The following is a 21,870-nucleotide window of genomic DNA, read 5'->3' as shown; positions in this document are numbered from 1 at the left end:
GGACGACGTCGGGGGCCGCGCCCCGCGGGCTCAGCCGCGGGACCGGGCCGCCCGCTGGTGCTCGAGCCCCGCGGCCACGAGCCCGCGGAACAGCGGGTGCGGGTCGGTGGGCCGGGACTTGAACTCCGGGTGCGCCTGCGTGGACACGTAGAACGGGTGGACCTCGCGGGGCAGCTCGACGAACTCCACGAGCGTCCCGTCCGGGGAGGTCCCGGACACGACGAGGCCGGCCTCCTCGAGCTGCTCGCGGTAGGCGTTGTTGACCTCGTAGCGGTGGCGGTGGCGCTCCGTGACCTCCGTGGACCCGTAGGCCTCGGCGACCACGGAGCCCTCCTTCAATGCCGCCGGGTAGGAACCCAGGCGCATGGTGCCGCCGAGGTCCCCGGCGCCGGCGACGATGTGCTCCTGCTCCGCCATCGTGGCGATCACCGGGTAGTCGGTGTCCGGCTCGAACTCGGTGGAGGAGGCGCCCTCCATGCCGAGGACCGTGCGGGCGTACTCCATGACCATGGTCTGCAGCCCCAGGCACAGCCCCAGCGCCGGCACGCCGCGTTCCCGGGCGTAGCGCAGGGCGCCGATCTTGCCGTCGAGGCCGCGCACGCCGAAGCCCCCGGGCACGCAGATCGCGTCCACGCCGTCCAGGGCCTTCGCGGCGCCGGACTCCGTGGAGCACTCGTCGGAGGGCACCCAGCGGATCCGCACGCGGGCGTCGTTGCCGAAGCCCCCGGCGCGCAGCGCCTCGGTGACGGAGAGGTAGGAGTCGGGCAGGTCGATGTACTTGCCGACCAGGGCCACCTCGAGCTCGTGCTTCGGGTGGTGGACCACCTCGATGAGGCTGTCCCAGCGGGACCAGTCCACGTCCTTGAACTTCAGGTCCAGCGACTGCACCACGTAGGCGTCCAGGCCCTGGGCGTGGATGATCTTGGGGATGTCGTAGATGGACGGGGCGTCGGCGCAGTTGATCACGGCGTCGTTGTCCACGTCGCACATCCGGGCGATCTTGTCCCGCACGTCCTGCGGGACCTCGCGGTCCGAGCGGATGACGATCGCGTCCGGCTGGATGCCGATCGAGCGCAGCTCGGCCACCGAGTGCTGCGTGGGCTTGGTCTTGAGCTCCTGCGACGGCCCGATGTAGGGGACGAGGGAGACGTGCACGAAGAACACGTTGTCCCGGCCGATGTCCTGGCGCACCTGGCGGGCGGCCTCGAGGAACGGCTGCGACTCGATGTCCCCGACGGTGCCGCCGATCTCGGTGATGATCACGTCCGGCGCGCGGCGGCCGGCCGTGCGGGGGTCACGCCGGTCCTCCTCGCCGCCCCACGTGGACGGCAGGCGCATGCGCCGCTTGATCTCGTCCGTGATGTGGGGGATGACCTGGACCGTGTCCCCGAGGTAGTCGCCGCGGCGCTCCTTCTCGATGACGGTCGAGTAGACCTGGCCGGTCGTGACGTTGTTCAGCCCGTCGAGGTCCTCGTCGAGGAACCGCTCGTAGTGGCCGATGTCCAGGTCGGTCTCGGCCCCGTCCTCCGTGACGAACACCTCGCCGTGCTGGAACGGGTTCATGGTCCCCGGGTCCACGTTGAGGTACGGGTCCAGCTTCTGCATGGTGACCGAGAGGCCACGGGCCCGGAGCAGGTGCCCGAGCGACGATGCCGTCAGGCCCTTCCCGAGGGATGAGGCGACGCCGCCGGTGACGAAGATCTGGCGGGTCGCGTTGGGGGTCTTCTGGAATCGAGAGGATCGTTGCACCACGGGTTCCGATCGTATCAGGCGCGGGAGGCCGCCAGGAGTTCCCGCGCGTGGTCCCGGGCCGAGCCGGAGCCCGAGCGGCCGGCGAGCATCCGGGCCAGTTCCGCCACCCGGTCCTCGCCCTCGAGGCGCCGGACGTCCGAGGTGGTGAAGCCCGCGTCGGAGTCCGAGTCCTTGGTCACCCGCAGGTGCCGGTCCGCGAACGCCGCGACCTGGGGCAGGTGCGTGACCACGATGACCTGCACGTGGCGGGCCAGCAGGGCCAGGCGCCGGCCGATCTGCACCGCCGCCTCGCCGCCCACTCCCGCGTCCACCTCGTCGAACACGAACGTGGGCACGGGGTCGGTGGCCGCCAGGACGACCTCGAGGGCCAGCATGACGCGGGAGAGCTCACCGCCGGAGGCGCCCTTGCCCAGCGGCCGGGGTTCGGAGCCGGCGTGGGGCTGCAGCAGCAGCGCGACCTCGTCCGCGCCGTGCGGGCCCGGCTCCCCGCCCGTGGTCACCGAGGCGTGGAAGCTCGCATCCGGCATGGACAGGGCGTGCAGTTCCTCGGTGACCCGTGCGGAGAGCTCCTCGGCGGCGGCCGTCCGCAGCGCGGTGAGTTCCGAGGCCCCCCGCAGGACGGCGGTCTCGAGGCGCTCGACCTCCGCCGTGAGCTCCTGGATGCGCCCGGAGTCGCCCTGCAGCTCGTCCAGCCGCGCCCGGTGGCGCTCGGCCCAGTCCAGCACGTCCGTCAGCTCGGGACCGTACAGCCGCATCAGCCGGGTCAGCTCCGCCAGCCGCGACTGGGCGGTGTCCAGGTCTGCGGCGGCATCGTCGTCCAGCCGGGCCGCGTACCCGGCCAGGTCGGCCGAGATGTCGGCCAGCACGATCCCCACCTCGGCCAGCCGGGCGACGAGCGCGGTCAGCTCCGCGTCGTTGCCCGGGGCCTGGAGGAGGGCCTGGCGGGCGGCCTCCACGAGCGCCTCGGCGGCCGGGACGTCCACGGCCTCCGCGGCGTCGGCCCCGGCGAGGTGGGCGTGGGCGCCCAGGGAGGCGGCGCGCAGCTCCTCGACGTTCTCCAGCCGCTGGATCCGGGCCCGGACCTCCTCGTCCTCGCCCGCGGTGACCGCGGCCTCGTCGATCTCCTCGAGGGAGCGCTGCAGGTTCTCGGCCTCCCGGGCACGGTCCTGCTCGTGGGTGGTGATCTCGTCCAGCTCGGCCCGCGCGGCGCGCCAGGCCGCGTAGTCCCGGCGGTAGCCCTCGAGGGCCGCGGCCAGCGGGGTGCCGGCGAAGGCGTCGAGGGCATGGCGCTGGGCGGCGGCCGAGCGCAGCCGGAGCTGGTCCGCCTGGCCGTGCACGGCCACGAGGTGCTCCCCCAGCTCGCCCAGCAGGGCCACCGGCACGCCGCGCCCGCCGGCCGAGGCGCGGGAGCGCGAGGAGCTGCCGGAGGCGCCCACGGACCGGGTGACGACGAGGGACCGCATCCCGGCGGCCCCGTCACCGTCTCCCCCGTCACCGTCTCCCTCGTCACCGTCTCCCTCGTCATCGAGCACCGCGCCCGCCTGCTCCGCGAGCCCCACGGCCGCGTTCGAGGCGGGGAGCCGGAAGCCGGCCTCCACGGTGGCGTGCGAGGCGCCGTGGCGCACGGCCCCGGCATCGGCCCGCGCGCCGAGCAGCAGGTTCAGCGCGGTCACCACCATGGTCTTGCCCGCGCCGGTCTCGCCGGTGACCACGGTGAACCCGGGGTCCAGTTCCACGGAGGCGTCCCCGATGACGCCCAGCCCGTTGATGGACAGGTACTCGATCATGCGCCCGCCCCGTCCGCCGGCCCGGGAGCGTGCCACGGGTCGGGTTCCGCGGGGGTGGCGCTGGAGCGGGCCAGGGGCAGCCGCTCGTCCTTCCGGACCACCACGGGCACGGCGGCGGTGGCCGGCGGCACGACCCCCGGCCGGGGCGCCAGGTGGTGCGGCTCCACGACCGAGACGCCGGGCGAGTCGGAGGAGCCGCGCTCGGCCTGCAACGCGGCGTAGCGGGCCTCCCGCGCGGCCACCTCGGCCCGGTCCTGTTCCGTCACGGGGCCCCGCCAGCCCTTGGTGGGGAGGTTGAACTTGCGGACCAGCCGCTCGGAGAAGGGCGTGCGGGAGAGCCGGGCGATCCGCACCGGCTGCGCGGACCGGGTCACCTCGATGCGGGCGCCGAGCGGCAGGTCCACGGTGCGCCGCCCGTCGCACCACAGCACCCCGGGCTCGTTGGTCCGCGGCAGCACCTCGACGGTGAGCACGGAGTCCGGGGACACCACGAGCGGGCGGACGAAGAGGGCGTGGGCGCTGATCGGCACCATCAGCATGGCCTGGACCTCCGGCCAGACGACCGGGCCGCCCGCGGAGAAGGCGTAGGCGGTGGAACCGGTGGGGGTGGCCATGACGATGCCGTCGCAACCGTAGGTGGAGATCGGCCGGCCGTCCACCGCGGTGATGACCTCGAGCATGCGTTCGCGGTTGGACTTCTCCACGCTGGCCTCGTTCAGCGCCCACGTCCTGGCGACGAGGGTGTCGTCGTCGTACACCCGGACGTCGATCGCCATGCGCTCCTCGACCGAGTAGTCCTCGGCGACCACCGCCTCGACGGTGCGGCCCAGGTCGGTGCGCTCGGACTCGGCCAGGAAGCCCACGTGGCCCAGGTTGACCGCCAGCAGCGGCACCCCGCCCTCGCGGACGAGCTCGGCGGCGCGCAGCACGGACCCGTCACCGCCGAGCACCACGCCCAGGGCGATGTCCGCCAGGGTGCAGTCGAGGTCCAGGGTCTCGGGGGCGCTGTCCAGGGCCGGCACCACCCCGGTGCCGATCGCCTCCCGGATCGCGTGGGCGTCGGCGGACAGCAGGACGGGGACGAGCCCCGCCTCCTGCAGCTTGGCGCACGTGTGGATGGCCGCCCGGATGGCGTCCTCACGGCCGGTATGGGCGAGGACGAGGATTCTGCGAGCCATGGGCACAAGGATACCCACGTGGCCCACGGCCCCCTCGGGGCCCCGCCGGGGTGTGGACGGCAGCCCTCAGTCCCAGTCCACGGCCTGGCCGTCCAGCCAGGCGTCCCCCGGGACCGGCACCGGACCGGCACCGGACCGGCCGCCGTCGGCCTCCGGCCGGGAGAGCCACAGGAAGAACTCGAGGTTGCCGTCCTGCCCGGGCAGCGGGGAGCGCGCCAGGCCGCGCGGGACCAGGCCCGCGCGGCCCGCCGCCTCGAGCACGCCGGCGACCGCCCGCCGTCGGGCCCCGGGGTCCACCACGACGCCGGTGCGCGGCAGGGCCTGCCGGCCCACCTCGAACTGGGGCTTGACCATGAGCACCAGGTCCGCGCCCTCGCGGCAGGCCCGGGCGAGCGGGTCCATCACGAGCCGCAGGGAGATGAACGACAGGTCGGACACCACGAGGTCCACGGGCCCGCCGATCTCCGCCACGTCCAGGTCGCGGACGTTCAGGCCCTCGTGGACGTTGACGCGCGGGTCCGAGCGCAGGGAGTCCACGAGCTGGCCGTGGCCGACGTCCACCGCCACCACGCGCTCGGCCCCGGCACGCAGCAGCACGTCGGTGAACCCGCCCGTGGAGGCCCCCGCGTCCAGGCAGCGTCGCCCCGCCGGCACGACGGCGGCGAACGCCTCGAGCGCCCCGGCCAGCTTGTGCCCGGCGCGCGAGACGTAGCGTGGCCCCCGCGCGACCAGGGCGACCTCGTCCTGCTCCGAGCACCGCAGCGCGGGGCGCGTGGCGACCGTGCCGTTGACCGTCACCTCCCCGGCCGCGATGAGGCCGGCCGCCTCGCTGCGGGACCGAGCCAGCCCGCGCCGGGCGAGGGCGACGTCGAGGCGCTCCGTCCCGCCCGGGCGTGCGCCCGCGACCTGCGGCGGGGTCATCCGGCGCCCGGCATCCGGGGCTGCTCCTCGAGGAGCCGGCCGAGCCCGTCCAGCGCCGCGCGGTAGGCCTCGATCTCCTCCGCCGGGCCGAGGTCGCCGGCCCCCTCCAGCCCGGAGAGCACGGCATCGACGGCGGTATCCCCGGTGGGCACCGTGCGTCCGTCCGTCACGGCCGCTCCCCCGGCGCCCAGCGCTGCGGGGGCCGGCCCAGCAGGTCCGGCAGCCCGGCGAGCAGCCACGTGGGCTGCTGCTCGGCGGGGGCCGCGGCGGCCGACTCCCGATCGTCCACGCCCGTGAGGACGAGGGCGGTGTCGAAGCCGGAGCGGTTGCCCCCGAGGATGTCCGTGTCCAGGCGGTCCCCGACGACGAGCGGACGACGGGCGCCCACGGCCCGGGCGGCCATGCGGAACAGCACGGGCTCGGGCTTGCCGGCGGCGACCGGCCGCGTCCCGGTCGCCCGGGCGACCGCCTCCACTAGCGCCCCGTTCCCCGGGGCGATGCCCTCGGCGCGCGGGATGGTGAGGTCCGTGTTGGTCGCCACCCACCGGGCACCGGCGCGCACGGCGTACGACGCCTCCGCCAGGTCGGCCCAGCACACCGAGGGGTCGAAGCCCTGGATGACGGCGTCGGGCGCCTCGGCCGCGGAGCCCACCACGCGATGGCCGGCGGCGCCCACGAGGGAGCGCAGGTGATCCGAGCCGACGACGAGCACGCGGGCGGCCCGCCCCCCGAGCACCTCGTCCAGCAGGGCCACGCCGGCGGCGGCGGACCCGAAGACCCGGTCCCCCGTGACCTCCAGCCCGAAGGCGTTGAGGTGCGCGGCCACGGCCTCGGGGGCCCGCGAGGCGTTGTTGGTCACGTAGGCCACCGGGACGCCCCGGCCCCCCAGCTCGCGCAACGTCTCCACCGCGCCGGCGACCGCGTGGTCGCCGGCGTAGACCACGCCGTCCAGGTCGCAGAGGACGGCGTCGTGGCCGTCGAAGAACCGCGGCGCCACAGGTCAGTCGCCCTCGGCGGTGCGCTCGGTGCGGCGGTCGGCCTGCTCGCCGCCCTCGGCCTCGGCGTCCTGGCCGGAGCGGAGGGGCGCCTCGGTCTCGGCCTCCCCGGCCTGCCCGACGGCGTCCGACTCGCCGGCCGAGGAGGGGGCGTCCGGGTCGGCGAGTGGCGCGCCAGACGGCTCCTCGTCGGCGGCGTCCGCATCCGGGGCCGCCCCCTCGTCGGCCGCGGACGGCGCGTCCGGGTCGGTGGGCAGCAGGTCGCCCTCGGCGCGGGCCGGGGCGTCCGGGGCCGCCCCCTCGGCGGCGGCGTCCGGGTCCGCGGCCGTCGCACCCGGCGGCACGAGGTCGCGCGCCCGGGGCCGACGCTCCGGCCGTTCCTCCTCGTCGAGGCCGAAGTCCACGATCTCCGGCTCGGCGAAGTCGCCGATGCCCAGCGCGCGCTCGGCGACGCCCGCCTGGCGCCGCCACTCCTGGGCCTCCGTGCCCCGGCCGGCCTCCTCGAGCGCATCGGCATAGGCGCGGAACAGGCGCGGGCTGAAGGAGAACCCGCGGTTGCGGTCCAGCTCCGGCACCTGGAGGACCGCCAGCGCGGCGTCCGTCTCGCCGAGATCGCGGTGGACCCCGGACAGCACCATCACGAGTTCGGCGCGGATCGCCTTGTCCAGCGTCGCGTGGTCGACCTCGGCGGCCAGCTCGAGCGCCTTGGCGTGGCGGCCCAGGGCCCGCTCGCTGTCCACCATCTCCGGCAGGTGCGAGTTGTCTCCCGAGATCCGCCGGTAGGTGCGGAACTCGCGCAGGGCCTCGGCGTAGTGGCCGGCCGCGTAGGCGGTCAGGCCCACGGCCTCGCGGACGCAGCCGAGACGCCCGCCGCGGCGGCTCGCCGCCAGCGCGTGCTCGAAGGACAGCTCGGGATCGATGGCCAGCAGCCGCCCCGCCATGACGAGGTGCCGGGCCACCCACGGTCGGTTGCGGTCGTCGAGCGTGTCCAGTTCCCGGGAGGTCGCACGATCGAGCTCCTTGCCGGTCACGTCCTCGTCGATCTCCGGGGACTTCGCCCGCTCCGGCCGGTTCGCGCTGCGCAGGTCCGCCGGGTTGTGCGCGCGGGTCGCCTCGTTCCGGTCATCGCCCGGCCCCGAGCCCGGACGGTCCTCGGGACGGAAGCCACCGCCTCGCCGGTCAAACTGGCGCGGCCGGTCATCGCGGCGCCAGCCGCCACCGCCGCGCCCCTCGTTCCGGCGTCCCCCGCGGTCGTCGCCGTAGCGCCCCTCACGTCGGTCGTCACGCCCAGGCCGGTCCCCACCGCGGTCGTCACGACGGAATCCGCTCCCGGCGCGGTCATCCCGACGGGGACGCTCATCACGGCGATCGCCACGACGGAAGTCACCGGCGCCACGGTCCTCACGACGGGGACGATCCCCTGCACGCTCATCGCGGCGCGGCCGATCCCCGCCGCGGTCATCGCGACGGAAACCGCCGCCACGGTCATCGCGACGGAAACCGCCGCCACGGTCATCCCGACGGGCACGCTCATCCCGACGATCCTCGCGGGCGAATCCGCTCCCAGCGCGGTCATCCCGACGGGCACGCTCATCACGGCGATCGTCCCGGCGGAATCCGCCGGCACCCCGATCGCCACGCCAGCCGCCGCGCCCCTCGCGATCGTCGCGCGGGCGACGGTCGTCGCCGCGGCCGCCGTCCTGGCCCCGGTCATCCCGACGGGAGCGATAGCCCTCGCCGCGATCCGGACCACCGCCATCGCGGAAGCCACGCTCCACGCGCTGGCCGCCCCCACGACGGTCATCGCGCCGGGAACCCTCGTCCCGCCGGGGCCGGTCGTTCCACTGGCCCTCACGGGAGGAACGGTCCTCGCGACGCCCTTCGCCGTCACCACGACGCTCATTACGCCTGTCGTCACGACGGAACGGCCGGGCGCCGCCCTCCTCGTCCCGGCGGCCGTGGGAACCGGCGCCGGACCTGCCCGAGCCTCGCTGATCGGCATCCCGGTCACGGCCACCGCGGCCTGCGGCTCGGCCGCCGCCGGGGCGGGACCAGCCGCCGGACCGGGCGCCGCCCTGGCGCCTGTCTCGGCCGAACGGGCCGGAGCGTTCCTCGTTCTCGGACATCCAGGGGATCCTCTCGTCAGCAGGGTCGACCACGGCGCCGGGAGACGTCCCGCACCGCGGGTCGGCCACACCAGCGTAGCCGACCGTATTCTTGGTGTTACAGCAGGAAGGGCCCCGCACGGGTGTGCGGGGCCCTTCCTGGAATGGTTGTCCGGCGGCGTCCTACTCTCCCACATCCTCCCGGATGCAGTACCATCGGCGCTGTGGGCCTTAGCTTCCGGGTTCGGAATGGGACCGGGCGTTTCCCCCACGCTATGACCGCCGTAACCCTGTGACCGCCCTGTCCGGGCCCGTGCCCCGCACTCCCCGGGTGGGGGTGGGGTGGGCCGCCGTGTCGGGGGTGGCTTGGTGGTTACAACACTGTGGTTGCACTGTTCAATTGTACCCATACTGGGCCCCGGCCAGGCCCGGCGTGCCGGGGGGCTGGTGGGGTGCCCGGGGTGGTGCCCCGGGCCGGCCGCCCCCGCGGGGGGTGGTGGTTCGGTCGGGTTGTTGTTCCGCAACCGCATAGTGGACGCTGCGCACCTGGCCATCCCGGTGGGCGCCCCTGAAGCGGGGACACCGGGTGGTGTTGTGTGTTTAAGTTGTCGGCCTATTAGTACCGGTCGGCTTCACAAGTCGTTGGTCCTTGCTTCCACGTCCGGCCTATCAACCCAGTGGTCTGCTGGGGGCCTCCCACCCACGAGGGGTGTGGAAATCTCATCTCGAAGCTGGCTTCCCGCTTAGATGCTTTCAGCGGTTATCCGTTCCGAACGTAGCCAATCAGCGGTGCACCTGGCGGTACAACTGACATACCAGAGGTTCGTCCGTCCCGGTCCTCTCGTACTAAGGACAGACCTTCTCAAATTTCCTGCGCGCGCAGAGGATAGGGACCGAACTGTCTCACGACGTTCTGAACCCAGCTCGCGTACCGCTTTAATGGGCGAACAGCCCAACCCTTGGGACCTACTCCAGCCCCAGGATGCGACGAGCCGACATCGAGGTGCCAAACCATGCCGTCGATATGGACTCTTGGGCAAGATCAGCCTGTTATCCCCGAGGTACCTTTTATCCGTTGAGCGACGGCCGTTCCACAACGGGCCGCCGGATCACTAGTCCCGACTTTCGTCCCTGCTCGAGATGCCTCTCTCACAGTCAAGCCCCCTTGTGCACTTGCACTCGACACCTGATTGCCAACCAGGCTGAGGGGACCTTTGGGCGCCTCCGTTACATTTTGGGAGGCAACCGCCCCAGTTAAACTACCCATCAGGCACTGTCCCTGACCCGGATCACGGGCCGAAGTTAGATGTCCAATGTGACCAGAGTGGTATTTCAACGATGACTCCACGAGCACTGGCGTGCCCGCTTCACAGTCTCCCACCTATCCTACACAAGCCACACCGAACACCAATACCAAACTATAGTAAAGGTCTCGGGGTCTTTCCGTCCTTCTGCGCGTAACGAGCATCTTTACTCGTAGTGCAATTTCGCCGAGTTCACGGTTGAGACAGCGGGGAAGTCGTTACTCCATTCGTGCAGGTCGGAACTTACCCGACAAGGAATTTCGCTACCTTAGGATGGTTATAGTTACCACCGCCGTTTACTGGGGCTTAAATTCTCCGCTTCGCCTTGCGGCTAACAGGTCCTCTTAACCTTCCAGCACCGGGCAGGAGTCAGTCCGTATACATCGTCTTGCGACTTCGCACGGACCTGTGTTTTTGATAAACAGTCGCTTCCCCCTGGTCTCTGCGGCCCCGATCCCCTCCATCCAGCGCGTGGATGTCAGGGTTGGGGCCCCCCTTCTCCCGAAGTTACGGGGGCATTTTGCCGAGTTCCTTAACCATGATTCTCTCGATCGCCTTGGTATTCTCTACCTGACCACCTGTGTCGGTTTGGGGTACGGGCGGCTGGAACCTCGCGCCGATGCTTTTCTTGGCAGCATAGGATCACCGGATCCCCCACCTGGTGGGGGCCTATCGGGTCTCAGGCTCACGTCCGGCGGATTTGCCAACCGGACACCCTACGCCCTTGGACCAGGTCATTTCCATTGCCTGGCCCGGCTACCTTCCTGCGTCACACCTGTTAATGCGCTTGCCTCCCCGGTTCAGGTCCCGCGCTTGCCCGCCACGCGCCCCCGAAGGGGCGTCCAGGCGGGTTCGGGCGGTTAGTATCACCGGCTCGGCAGGGGCGGTTCTTCGCCGGTACGGGAATATCAACCCGTTGTCCATCGACTACGCCTGTCGGCCTCGCCTTAGGTCCCGACTTACCCAGGGCAGATTAGCTTGACCCTGGAACCCTTGGTCATCCGGCGGACGGGTTTCCCACCCGTCTTTCGCTACTCATGCCTGCATTCTCACTCGTGCACAATCCACCGACGCTTCCGCCCCGGCTTCACCTCGTGCACGACGCTCCCCTACCCATCCAGCAGATGCTGAATGCCACGGTTTCGGCGGTGTGCTTGAGCCCCGCTACATTGTCGGCGCGGAATCACTTGACCAGTGAGCTATTACGCACTCTTTCAAGGGTGGCTGCTTCTAAGCCAACCTCCTGGTTGTCACAGCAACTCCACATCCTTTCCCACTTAGCACACGCTTGGGGGCCTTAACCGGTGGTCTGGGCTGTTTCCCTCTCGACCATGAAGCTTATCCCCCACGGTCTCACTGCCACGCTCTGACTTCCCGGCATTCGGAGTTTGGCTGACGTCAGTAACCTTGTAGGGCCCATCAGCCATCCAGTAGCTCTACCTCCGGGAAGAAACACGTGACGCTGCACCTAAATGCATTTCGGGGAGAACCAGCTATCACGGAGTTTGATTGGCCTTTCACCCCTACCCACAGCTCATCCCCTCCATTTTCAACTGAAGTGGGTTCGGTCCTCCACGCGCTCTTACACGCGCTTCAACCTGGCCATGGGTAGATCACTCCGCTTCGGGTCTAGACCGTGCCACTAAGATCGCCCTATTCAGACTCGCTTTCGCTACGGCTTCCCCCCACGGGTTAACCTCGCGACACAGCACTAACTCGCAGGCTCATTCTTCAAAAGGCACGCCGTCACCCCGCAGGGCTCCGACGGATTGTAGGCACATGGTTTCAGGTACTATTTCACTCCCCTCCCGGGGTGCTTTTCACCATTCCCTCACGGTACTGATCCGCTATCGGTCAACAGGTAGTATTCAGGCTTACCAGGTGGTCCTGGCAGATTCACACGGGATTTCTCGGGCCCCGTGCTACTCGGGCACACTCACTAGGCGGCGGAACGCATTACGGCTACGGGACTCTCACCCCCTACGGTCAGGCATCCAAACCTGTTCGCCTATACGCCCGCACCTCACCACCCCAGGCCGGCAGACCTGGGACGCAAAGGCCCACAACCCCGAACACGCAACCCCTGCCGGGTATCACACGTGCACGGTTTAGCCCCATCCGCGTTCGCTCGCCACTACTGACGGAATCACATGTTGTTTTCTCTTCCTGCAGGTACTGAGATGTTTCACTTCCCTGCGTTCCCTCCAACCGGCCTATGTGTTCAACCGGCGGTCACACGCTCGTCGGCGTGCGGGGTTCCCCCATTCGGAGATCCTGGGCTCAACGTCCGGTTATCGACTCCCCCAGGCTTATCGCAGATTCCCACGTCCTTCATCGGCTCCTGTTGCCAAGGCATCCACCATGCGCCCTTGAAAACTTAGCCACACAACGGCCAAGCCTCGATGAGCATAAGACACCCACCACGCCGGCACCCCCGAGGGGACACCACGGGCGGGCATCGAAAGATGACTACATTCTCGGCGCCGCCACACCACGCCAGGGGGCGTGGGCATGACGGCAAATAAGATGCTCGCGTCCACTATGCAGTTCCCAAACAACAACCCGCGCCACACGCCCCCACCCGCGCCGGCACCCCCCACGAGGAGGAGAACCCACGCACCACGGTGTCTCGGTGCAGCCGGAACCAGACCACAGGCCCGGAACAACCACCCCCCGGCCACCCCACCACGACGGGCAGGGCGCCACCGGGATCGGCGGCCGGTCCTGTTGTCCCAGGACCCAACAGTGTGCCAACACCCCCACGCCCATCCACCCGGGGTCCTCCTTCCACACGCCGGCGCGACACCCCAGGACAACCCCCGGGGCGCCCATTCCAGGCGCAGTACTGCAAGGACCACCGGCCGGTACGGCCAGGGGCACCATTCGTTGATGTTCCACCCATGAGCAACCCGCCGGTCCACACGCGGGACCGACACGGGCACCAAATGGACCACCCCGGTAACCCCCGCACCTGGTGCGGGACGAGATGGCCATGCGCTCCTTAGAAAGGAGGTGATCCAGCCGCACCTTCCGGTACGGCTACCTTGTTACGACTTAGTCCCAATCGCCAGTCCCACCTTCGACGGCTCCCCCCACGAGGGTTGGGCCACCGGCTTCGGGTGTTACCGACTTTCGTGACTTGACGGGCGGTGTGTACAAGGCCCGGGAACGTATTCACCGCAGCGTTGCTGATCTGCGATTACTAGCGACTCCGACTTCATGGGGTCGAGTTGCAGACCCCAATCCGAACTGAGACCGGCTTTTTGGGATTAGCTCCACCTCACAGTATCGCAACCCATTGTACCGGCCATTGTAGCATGCGTGAAGCCCAAGACATAAGGGGCATGATGATTTGACGTCGTCCCCACCTTCCTCCGAGTTGACCCCGGCAGTCTCCCATGAGTCCCCGGCACGACCCGCTGGCAACATGGAACGAGGGTTGCGCTCGTTGCGGGACTTAACCCAACATCTCACGACACGAGCTGACGACAACCATGCACCACCTGTGAACCCGCCCCAGAGGGGAAGGACCATCTCTGGCCCGGTCGGGAACATGTCAAGCCTTGGTAAGGTTCTTCGCGTTGCATCGAATTAATCCGCATGCTCCGCCGCTTGTGCGGGCCCCCGTCAATTCCTTTGAGTTTTAGCCTTGCGGCCGTACTCCCCAGGCGGGGCACTTAATGCGTTAGCTGCGGCGCGGAAACCGTGGAATGGCCCCCACACCTAGTGCCCAACGTTTACGGCATGGACTACCAGGGTATCTAATCCTGTTCGCTCCCCATGCTTTCGCTCCTCAGCGTCAGTAACAGCCCAGAGACCTGCCTTCGCCATCGGTGTTCCTCCTGATATCTGCGCATTTCACCGCTACACCAGGAATTCCAGTCTCCCCTACTGCACTCCAGTCTGCCCGTACCCACCGCAGATCCGGGGTTAAGCCCCGGACTTTCACGGCAGACGCGACAAACCGCCTACGAGCTCTTTACGCCCAATAATTCCGGATAACGCTCGCGCCCTACGTATTACCGCGGCTGCTGGCACGTAGTTAGCCGGCGCTTCTTCTGCAGGTACCGTCACTTGCGCTTCTTCCCTACTGAAAGAGGTTTACAACCCGAAGGCCGTCATCCCTCACGCGGCGTCGCTGCATCAGGCTTGCGCCCATTGTGCAATATTCCCCACTGCTGCCTCCCGTAGGAGTCTGGGCCGTGTCTCAGTCCCAGTGTGGCCGGTCACCCTCTCAGGCCGGCTACCCGTCGTCGCCTTGGTGGGCCATTACCCCACCAACCAGCTGATAGGCCGCGAGTCCATCCAAGACCGATGAATCTTTCCACCCCCACACCATGCGATGGAGGGTCGTATCCGGTATTAGACCCGGTTTCCCAGGCTTATCCCAGAGTCAAGGGAAGGTTACTCACGTGTTACTCACCCGTTCGCCACTCATCCACCCCAGCAAGCTGGGGCTTCAGCGTTCGACTTGCATGTGTTAAGCACGCCGCCAGCGTTCATCCTGAGCCAGGATCAAACTCTCCGTAAAAAACTACAGAAGAAACAACACCACGCCCGGCGGAAAACCCGGCACGGCATCATTCAATCCCTGGCAAGAGGCCCTCCACCACACGGGGGTGCGGCGGTCAGGCCATCCACCAATTTCAAACAATTGGCATCAACAAACTTGGCACACTATTGAGTTCTCAAACAACAGGCACGTGATCAGTACCGGCGAAGGAAACCGGTTTCACCCGGCCGTTTCTTCGCTTTCCTCATCCGCGGCTTTCAAAGCGTAGTCCCTCTTCCCCGGCCCGTCAAACCGGCGTTCCCGCCGCGCTCACCGCACCCGGACCGAAGTCCCACGTCCATACGTCCTGCGGGCCACCGACGTTACACCTTCACGGCGCGACCGTCTAGGCCTGCATTCCATCTGGGGTTGGCCGCCGATTTCCCGCTTTCGCGGCTGGCGACCTGAAGAACTATACACACCTCCCCGGGAGGCCGCCAAATCGGCCCGGGACGCCGTCGACACCCCTCGGATCCGCGGGATTCCGCGGATCCTGGGACCCAGAGCTCGCGGACCGCCCCCTGATGTGAGGCACGTCTCCCCGCCCGGGCGGCGGGACGCCGATCGGTGCCGTCAGTCCGCGAGGCGGTCGCGGCGGGGCCGGCCCTCCCCCGACGCCGGGTCGCTGGGGAGGTCCCAGGAGCGGAGCCGGCGCAGCAGCGTCCGCTTCTTCGACACGTGGCCCTCCATGCGCCCGAGCACCCCCGAGAGGAACTCGATCGCCTCGATGACGAACGGCCCCTTGTTGAGCATCACGCACTCGGCGCGCTCGGCCATGGCGGCATCCGTGACCTCCGCCCGGCTGGGCAGGCCCGTGCGCGCCAGCGAGTCCAGCACCTGGGTGGCCCAGATGACCGGGACGTGGCCGGACTCGCACAGCCAGAGGATCTCCTCCTGCACCTCCGCCAAGCGTTCGAAGCCGGCCTCCACGGCGAGGTCACCACGCGCGATCATCACGCCGATGTCCGGCCAGCGCATGGCCTCCAGCAGGACCTGCGGCAGGTTCTCGAACGCCTCCACGGTCTCGACCTTGAGCACCACGTCCAGGTCCTCCCGGCCCAGGCCGCGGACCCGTTCGAGCAGCTCCGCCACGTCCCGGGCCGAGCGGACGAAGGACAGGCTGACCATGTCCGCGTGCTGGGCGACGAACGGCAGCGCCTCCACGTCCTCCCCGGTGAGGGCGGGGATGCCCAGCCGGGTGTCCGGCAGGTTGATGCCCTTCTGCTCCTTCAGCGGGACGCCGTCCACGCCGGCGGCCTCGACGTGGACCGTGATCTCGTCCGGGGTCACGGCGGTGATCACCCCGCCGATCCTGCCATCGTCGAAGAGGATGCGGTGACCGGCTCGCGCGTCCTCGAACACCTGCGCCAGCGTGCAGCCGATGCGGTGGGGACCGCCCGGGACGGGCCGGGCCGGGGCAAGGGACCGCGTGAGCACGATCGTCTCGCCGGCCCGGACGAAGAGGTGCTGCGGCCGCGGCGGCAGTCCGCTCAGCGAACTGGCCGTCCCGTCCTCCGCGGTCAGCACCGTCCCGGGCGTGAGATAGGCCGTGCCCGCCAGCTCGCACGTGACCCGGTCCGGCTCCGTGCCGGTGACCACGAGGGTGCGCCGGGCGCCCCGGGCGTCGGTGCACCGGATGCGCTCACCCGGCGAGCGTCCCGCCAGCCAGGCGGCGTCCCGCACCGACACGGCCGCACCGCGCTCGGCGGGAGGACGGGGCGGGCGGGCGGCGGCGCCGTCGGAGTCCAGGGCGACGAGCACGACGGCGGCGGGCCGGAGGACCCGTCCGGTGGCGGAGCGCTGGGGCCGGATCTTCAGCACCCGCGGCCCCGGGGCGATCGGGCCGGTGCGCAGCTTCGGCCCGGCCAGGTCCATGGCCACGAGGCAGCGCCCGGGGGCGGCCCCTCCGCCGGGCCCGGCGGTGGCAGCGGTGCGCCCGTCCTCCGGCAACCCCTCCGCCCGGCGCAGGTGGGTGATCATGGCCGCCCACTCCCGCCGCCCGTCGTGGGCGCAGTTGATGCGGGCCACGTCCATGCCGGCCTCGAGCATCCGCGCGACGAGGCCGGGGTCATCGGCCGCGGCGGACGGGAAGGTCACCATGATGCGGGACGCCCGCTCCGCCGGCCGGGGACCGAGCAGGTGCTCGGCGTTGCGCTCCAGACGCTCGGGACCGGCGTGCATGTCCGCCCAGGAGGGCACCGCCCGCCCCGGGCGCGGCGCGTCGGCAGGCGGCGTGGCCGGACCGGCGGGTCGGCCGGGCGAGGGTCCCGCGGACCCCGGCCCTGCGGCCTCCCGCCCGGCGGACCCCGGCGCAGGTCCGCCCGGTCCGGCCGGTTCTCCCGGGGCCACGGCCTCGCCGAGGCAGTCCAGGATCGTGGCGATCGACTCCAGGGTGGGCAGCACGCGCGACTCGAGCCGGCCCAGGGAGGACAGCCCCAGGTCCGCCAGCCGGCCCTGCAGGTCGCGGATGTCCCGGCCGCGCAGCCAGACGTAGTGCACGAGGTTCGCCGCGCTGGCCCGGTGCCGCGGGTGCACCCGGGCGATGCGGTCGGCCTGGGCCGCCTCGGCCGCCCGGGCCCCGTCGACGAGCTCCCGCACCCGCTCCCGCAGCGCGGCCAGCTCCGCACGCGTCGGCGCGCGGGGATCGGCGCGGACCGGCGAGGCCGCGGGCACGGGATCCATCACGGTTCCCACTCTGCCACCGCGGGCCCGCCGGCGTCGCGCCCGGCGCACGGCGTCGGCCGGATCCACCGACGTGGCCGGCACCGGCGCGGCTCAGGCGGAGAGGTCCACCATCGCCATGTTCCTCTTGCCCCGGCGCACGATCAGGTACCGTCCGTGCAGTGCGTCCTCGGCGCCGAAGGCCGCCTCGGCGTCGGTGACCTTGACGTTGTTCACCGAGGCCCCGCCCTCGGCGACCGTGCGCCGGGCCTCCGAGTTCGAGCCGGACAGGCCCGTGGACACCAGCAGGTCCACGATGCCCACCGGGCCGCCGGCGCCCAGGCCCGGGGCCGCCGTCGGGAGCTCGGCGGTGGCGGCCGCCAGGGTGGCCTCGTCGACGGCGGCGAGGTCGCCCTGCCCGAAGAGGGCCGCGGACGCGGCGATCACCTTGCGCGTGGCCTCCTCCCCGTGCACGAGCGAGGTGACCTCCCAGGCGAGGGTCTTCTGCGCCTCGCGCCGGAACGGCTCGGTCCGCACCTTCTCCTCGAGGGCCTCGATCTGCCCGCGGTGCAGGAAGGTGAACACCTTGAGCCGGTCCACGACGTCCGCGTCCGCGGTGTTGAGCCAGAACTGGTAGAAGGCGTACGGCGAGCACATGTGCCCGTCCAACCAGATCGCGTTGCCCTCGGACTTGCCGAACTTGGTGCCGTCCGCGTTGGTGATCAGCGGGGTGCCGAAGGCGTGCGCGTGGACACCCTCGACCTTGCGGATCAGGTCCGTGCCCGAGGTGAGGTTGCCCCACTGGTCCGAGCCGCCGGTCTGCAGCATGCACCCGTACTCGCGGTACAGGTTCAGGTAGTCCATGCCCTGCAGGACCTGGTAGGAGAACTCCGTGTAGGAGATGCCCTCGTCCGAGTGCAGGCGCTTGGCCACGGTCTCCTTCTTGACCATGGTGCCCACGCGGAAGTGCTTGCCGATGTCCCGCAGGAAGTCCAGGGCGCTGAGGTTGCCGGTCCAGTCGAGGTTGTTGACCATGCGCGCCGCGTTGTCCCCCTCGAAGGACAGGAACCGCTCGATCTGGCCGCGCAGGTACCCCACCCACTCCCCCACCGTCTCGCGGTCGTTGAGCACGCGCTCGGCCGTCTGGCGCGGGTCGCCGATCAGGCCCGTGGACCCCCCGACCAGCCCGAGCGGCCGGTGGCCGGCCAGCTGCAGCCGGCGCAGCACGAGGATCTGCACGAGGTTGCCCAGATGCAGCGACGGGGCCGTGGGGTCGAAGCCGCAGTAGTAGGTGATCGGGTCCCCGGACAGGGCCTCCTCCAGGGCCGTCTCGTCCGTGGAGACGTGGATGAGTCCCCGCCACTTCAGCTCCTGCCACACGTTCGGGAACGAGGGGTCGTTGGACTGCGCGGCCAGGGCGGGGCTCGCCGGCGCCGGCACGACGCCCTCCTGCCGGCGGTCCTGCTGCGGGGTGGAGGTGGTGGTCACGGGTGGGGCCTCTCGGGTGCTGTGGTCGATGGGGGGTGGTGCGTCGGGTGCGCGGTGCTACGCCAGCCCTGCAGGCAGGTCCTCGGTGGACAGGACGCGCAGGGTCTGGGTGGAGCGGGTCATGGCCACGTACAGGTCACCGACGACGCCGCCGGCCTCGGCCACGATCCGGGCCGGCTCCACGAGCACGACCGCGTCGAACTCCAGGCCCTTGGCCTCCCCCGGCGTGGTGGACACGACGTCCTGGCCGAGCCCGCCCCCGCCGCTGCCGACCCGCTCGCCGTAGCACTCGCGCAGCAGGGCGGCGACCCGCGGTTCCAGGGACGCCGGCGAGATCACCGCGAGCAGGCCGCCGTCGATCCGCTCCAGGTCCTCCGCGACGCCGGCGAGCAGCGCGTCCCGCGCCCCGTCCGCCGGCACGCGCTGCACGGTGGGCTCCCAGTCGCCCTCGCGCACGGCCCGGGGGCTGGACACGGGCAGTCCCGCCTGCTGGGCCACGCGGGCCGCCAGCCGGGTGATGCGGGCCGGGGTGCGGTAGTTCACCGTCAGCTCCTCGAGCCGCCAGCGGTCCTCGACGAAGGGCTCCAGCGCCTCGGCCCACGAGCCCACGCCGGCCGCGGAGGACGCCTGGGCGATGTCCCCCACGATGGTGAACGACTTCATGGGGCAGCGCCGCATCAGCAGCCGCCACTGCATGGGCGAGAGCTCCTGGGCCTCGTCCACCACCACGTGGCCGTACGTCCAGGAGCGGTCCGTGGAGGCGCGCTCGGCCGCCGAGACGTACCGGTCCCCCGCCTCGTTGGCGTCCGCCAGCGCCTCGGCGGACACGACGCCGTCCACGCCCAGGTCCTCCAGCATGGCGTTGACGTTGCGCAGCGACGCCTCGGCGTTGGCCACGTTGCGCTTGCGCTCGGCCTCCTGGCCGGCCTGGCTCCGGCCGGCGCTCGCGTCCAGCTCGCCGAGCAGCTCGGCGGCCTCGTCCAGCAGGGGCACGTCCGCCTCCGTCCACGGGGCATCCGCCTCCCGCAGCAGCCGGCGCCGGTGCTTGGGCTTGAGGAAGGGCGCGGCCGCCTCGAGGTGCTCGGGCTTGGAGAACAGGTCGGCGAGCAGCCGCTCGGGCGTCAGCGGCATCCAGCACAGGTTCAGCGCGATGCGCACGTCCCGCGAGGTGCGCACGTCCTCCGCGAGGTAGGCGCGGTCGATGGTGGTGCCGGCCCCGGAGGACTTCTCCAGCTTGTCCTTGAGCTGGTCGGCCAGCTCGCGCACCATGATCTTCACGAAGGTGGTGCGGGCCTCGTTGTGCGGCTTGCCGGTGGCCCGGGCCCGGTCGCGGGCGCGGGCGACCTGCTTGGGCCGGATGGTCAGCGTGGTGCCGCCGACGTCCACCTTGCGCGGCGCGGCCGGGATCCGCTGGCGGTTGGCCACGGCATTGGCCACGACGTCCGCCATGAACAGCCGGCCCTTGATCCGCGCGACCCGCCGGTCGGTCTCCGGCACGGCCTTGGTCCCGGGCATCAGCCGCCCGAGGGAGGACATCACCACGCCGGTCTCGCCCAGGGAGGGCAGCACCCGGTCGATGTAGCGCATGAACGACTGCGAGGGCCCCACCAGCAGCACGCCGGCCGTCTTGAGCCGCTCGCGGTGGGTGTAGAGCAGGTAGGCCGCGCGGTGCAGGGCCACCGCCGTCTTGCCGGTGCCGGGGCCGCCCTGGACCACCAGCACGCCCTTGAGCGGGGCGCGGATGATCGCGTCCTGCTCGGCCTGGATGGTGGCGACGATGTCCCCCATCTGCCCCGTGCGCCGCGCCGTCACGGCCGCCAGCAGGGCCCCGGCCCCGTGGTGGGCGGCCTCGCCGTCCAGCATGGAGGCGTCCAGCACGTCGTCCTCGAGGTCCACCACGGTGCGCCCGCGCAGCATGAGGTGCCGTCGCCGGCGCACCCCGAGCCGCTGGTGGGCCGTGGCCTGGTAGAAGGCCCCGGCCTCCGGGGCCCGCCAGTCGACCATGAGCCGCTGCTGGTCCTCGTCCGTCAGGCCGATGCGCCCGATGTACCGCTCGTCCCCGCCGTCCATGTCCAGCCGGCCGAACACCAGCCGGTCGTCCACGGCGTAGAGCTGGGCGAGGCGGTCCTCGTAGAGGGTGGCGAAGGCGTCCCGCTCCGAGACGTTCTGCACGGACCCCTGCGGCCCCTCCTTGCGGACGCGGGCGAGCTGGCGCTCCTTCTCGGCCCGCAGCTCGTCCAGGCGGTCGTAGAGGCGGGCGACGTAGTGCCGCTCGTGCTCCAGTTCGGTCTGGTGGACCGGAACCACATCAGTCATGCCTTGCACACCTTAGGGCTATCGACGGTGCACCGCGGGGAGAGGGCGGTCCGACAGGCCCGCCACGCCCCCCCTGGGCACCTCGGAACGAGTGACCATCCATGGTACAGCCGCCGCGGTGAACGTCACGTTAAGCCACGTCAAGCGGCGTCATCGCGTTCGGCGCCGGGGGGCCGCCGCCCGGTACGGCGACACCGAGGGCTCGTCGGGGAGCCAGAACCGCCACGGATGCGCCTCCCCGCCGCCGGGACCGGAGACGCCGGTGCGCGGCCCGGCCAGGGTGCCGGGCCGGCGTCGGGACCGGACCCCGGAGAGCCAGATGCCGTCCGGCACGGTGCCGGCGGGCGCCAGCGCCTCGCGCGGGGCCGGGCCGGGCAGCAGGGCCGAGCCGTCGTCCCCGGCGCCGATGCCGAGGGCCTGGGCCAGGCGGGCCGGCCCGGAGGCCAGCCGCGGTCCGGCCGGGGCGCCGCGGCGGGCGACGGCGGTCTCGAGGCCCGCGGTGACCTCCCCGGCGCGCAGCAGCACGGCCGAGCTGGCGCCCTCCGGGCCGCAGACGATGTTCATGCACCAGTGCATGCCGTAGGTGAAGTAGACGTAGACGAACCCGGCGGGGCCGAACATGGTGGCATTGCGCGCGGTCCGTCCGCGGTAGGCGTGCGAGCCGGGGTCGCCCTCGCCCTCGTAGGCCTCCACCTCGGTCAGCCGCACGCTGACCACCGCGCCGCCGCGCGCGACGGTCAGGGTCGAGCCGAGCAGCAGGGGGGCGGCCCGCAGGCCGCCCCGCTCCAGCACCGGCCAGTCCCCGGTCACC

Annotated in this window: 12 protein-coding genes and 3 rRNA genes; all 15 read right to left on the bottom strand. The window is 71.0% G+C overall.

Annotated features, from left to right (window positions below):
* Window positions 1-30 precede the first annotated feature (30 nt).
* Complete coding sequence (locus E7744_RS05975; protein ID WP_371415392.1) at window positions 31-1,770, bottom strand: CTP synthase; 1,740 nt, start codon at window positions 1,768-1,770, stop codon at window positions 31-33.
* The gene (gene recN / locus E7744_RS05970; RefSeq protein WP_137774884.1) at window positions 1,767-3,539 is read right to left on the bottom strand and encodes a DNA repair protein RecN; all 1,773 of its coding nucleotides are present in this window, start codon (window positions 3,537-3,539) and stop codon (window positions 1,767-1,769) included. The genes E7744_RS05975 and recN overlap by 4 nt, the downstream gene beginning before the upstream one ends.
* Window positions 3,536-4,717: an NAD kinase gene (locus E7744_RS05965; protein ID WP_137773325.1), complete on the bottom strand. Its 1,182-nt coding sequence runs from the start codon at window positions 4,715-4,717 to the stop codon at window positions 3,536-3,538. The genes recN and E7744_RS05965 overlap by 4 nt, the downstream gene beginning before the upstream one ends.
* 66 nt (window positions 4,718-4,783) lie before the next feature.
* On the bottom strand, window positions 4,784-5,638 hold the full coding sequence (locus tag E7744_RS05960) for a TlyA family RNA methyltransferase (RefSeq protein WP_137773324.1): 855 nt from the start codon (window positions 5,636-5,638) through the stop codon (window positions 4,784-4,786).
* Window positions 5,635-5,808, bottom strand: coding sequence for a hypothetical protein (locus E7744_RS15800; RefSeq protein ID WP_168199769.1), 174 nt, complete (start codon window positions 5,806-5,808; stop codon window positions 5,635-5,637). The genes E7744_RS05960 and E7744_RS15800 overlap by 4 nt, the downstream gene beginning before the upstream one ends.
* A complete protein-coding gene (locus E7744_RS05955) occupies window positions 5,805-6,635 on the bottom strand; it encodes an HAD-IIA family hydrolase (protein WP_137773323.1) in 831 nt (276 codons plus the stop codon). Before E7744_RS05955 ends, E7744_RS15800 begins: the two co-directional genes overlap by 4 nt.
* 3 nt (window positions 6,636-6,638) lie before the next feature.
* Window positions 6,639-7,664 (bottom strand): hypothetical protein, encoded by a 1,026-nt coding sequence (locus E7744_RS05950; protein WP_246858578.1) that lies wholly within the window; start codon window positions 7,662-7,664, stop codon window positions 6,639-6,641.
* Window positions 7,661-8,536 (bottom strand): hypothetical protein, encoded by an 876-nt coding sequence (locus E7744_RS15795; protein ID WP_168199700.1) that lies wholly within the window; start codon window positions 8,534-8,536, stop codon window positions 7,661-7,663. Before E7744_RS15795 ends, E7744_RS05950 begins: the two co-directional genes overlap by 4 nt.
* A gap of 372 nt (window positions 8,537-8,908) precedes the next feature.
* Window positions 8,909-9,025: ribosomal RNA gene (gene rrf, locus E7744_RS05945) — 5S ribosomal RNA — on the bottom strand.
* Between the two features lie 309 nt (window positions 9,026-9,334).
* Window positions 9,335-12,425, bottom strand: a 23S ribosomal RNA gene (locus E7744_RS05940).
* 622 nt (window positions 12,426-13,047) lie between these two features.
* Window positions 13,048-14,573 (bottom strand): 16S ribosomal RNA (locus E7744_RS05935).
* Together the 16S, 23S and 5S rRNA genes form the textbook arrangement of a ribosomal RNA operon.
* A 594-nt stretch (window positions 14,574-15,167) precedes the next feature.
* The gene (locus E7744_RS05930; RefSeq protein ID WP_137774882.1) at window positions 15,168-17,276 is read right to left on the bottom strand and encodes a pyruvate kinase; all 2,109 of its coding nucleotides are present in this window, start codon (window positions 17,274-17,276) and stop codon (window positions 15,168-15,170) included.
* Between the two features lie 93 nt (window positions 17,277-17,369).
* The gene (gene tyrS / locus E7744_RS05925; RefSeq protein ID WP_210417195.1) at window positions 17,370-18,695 is read right to left on the bottom strand and encodes a tyrosine--tRNA ligase; all 1,326 of its coding nucleotides are present in this window, start codon (window positions 18,693-18,695) and stop codon (window positions 17,370-17,372) included.
* A 105-nt stretch (window positions 18,696-18,800) separates the two neighbouring features.
* Complete coding sequence (locus tag E7744_RS05920) at window positions 18,801-21,059, bottom strand: AAA family ATPase (protein ID WP_137773322.1); 2,259 nt, start codon at window positions 21,057-21,059, stop codon at window positions 18,801-18,803.
* 150 nt (window positions 21,060-21,209) lie between these two features.
* Window positions 21,210-21,869: a DNA-3-methyladenine glycosylase gene (locus E7744_RS05915; protein ID WP_137773321.1), complete on the bottom strand. Its 660-nt coding sequence runs from the start codon at window positions 21,867-21,869 to the stop codon at window positions 21,210-21,212.
* Window position 21,870: the final 1 nt, after the last annotated feature.

This window comes from Citricoccus sp. SGAir0253, from assembly GCF_005877055.1.
GTDB lineage: Bacteria > Actinomycetota > Actinomycetes > Actinomycetales > Micrococcaceae > Citricoccus.
Note: the sequence above shows the minus strand (reverse complement) of the source record. Positions and strands in the feature narration are given on the sequence as shown.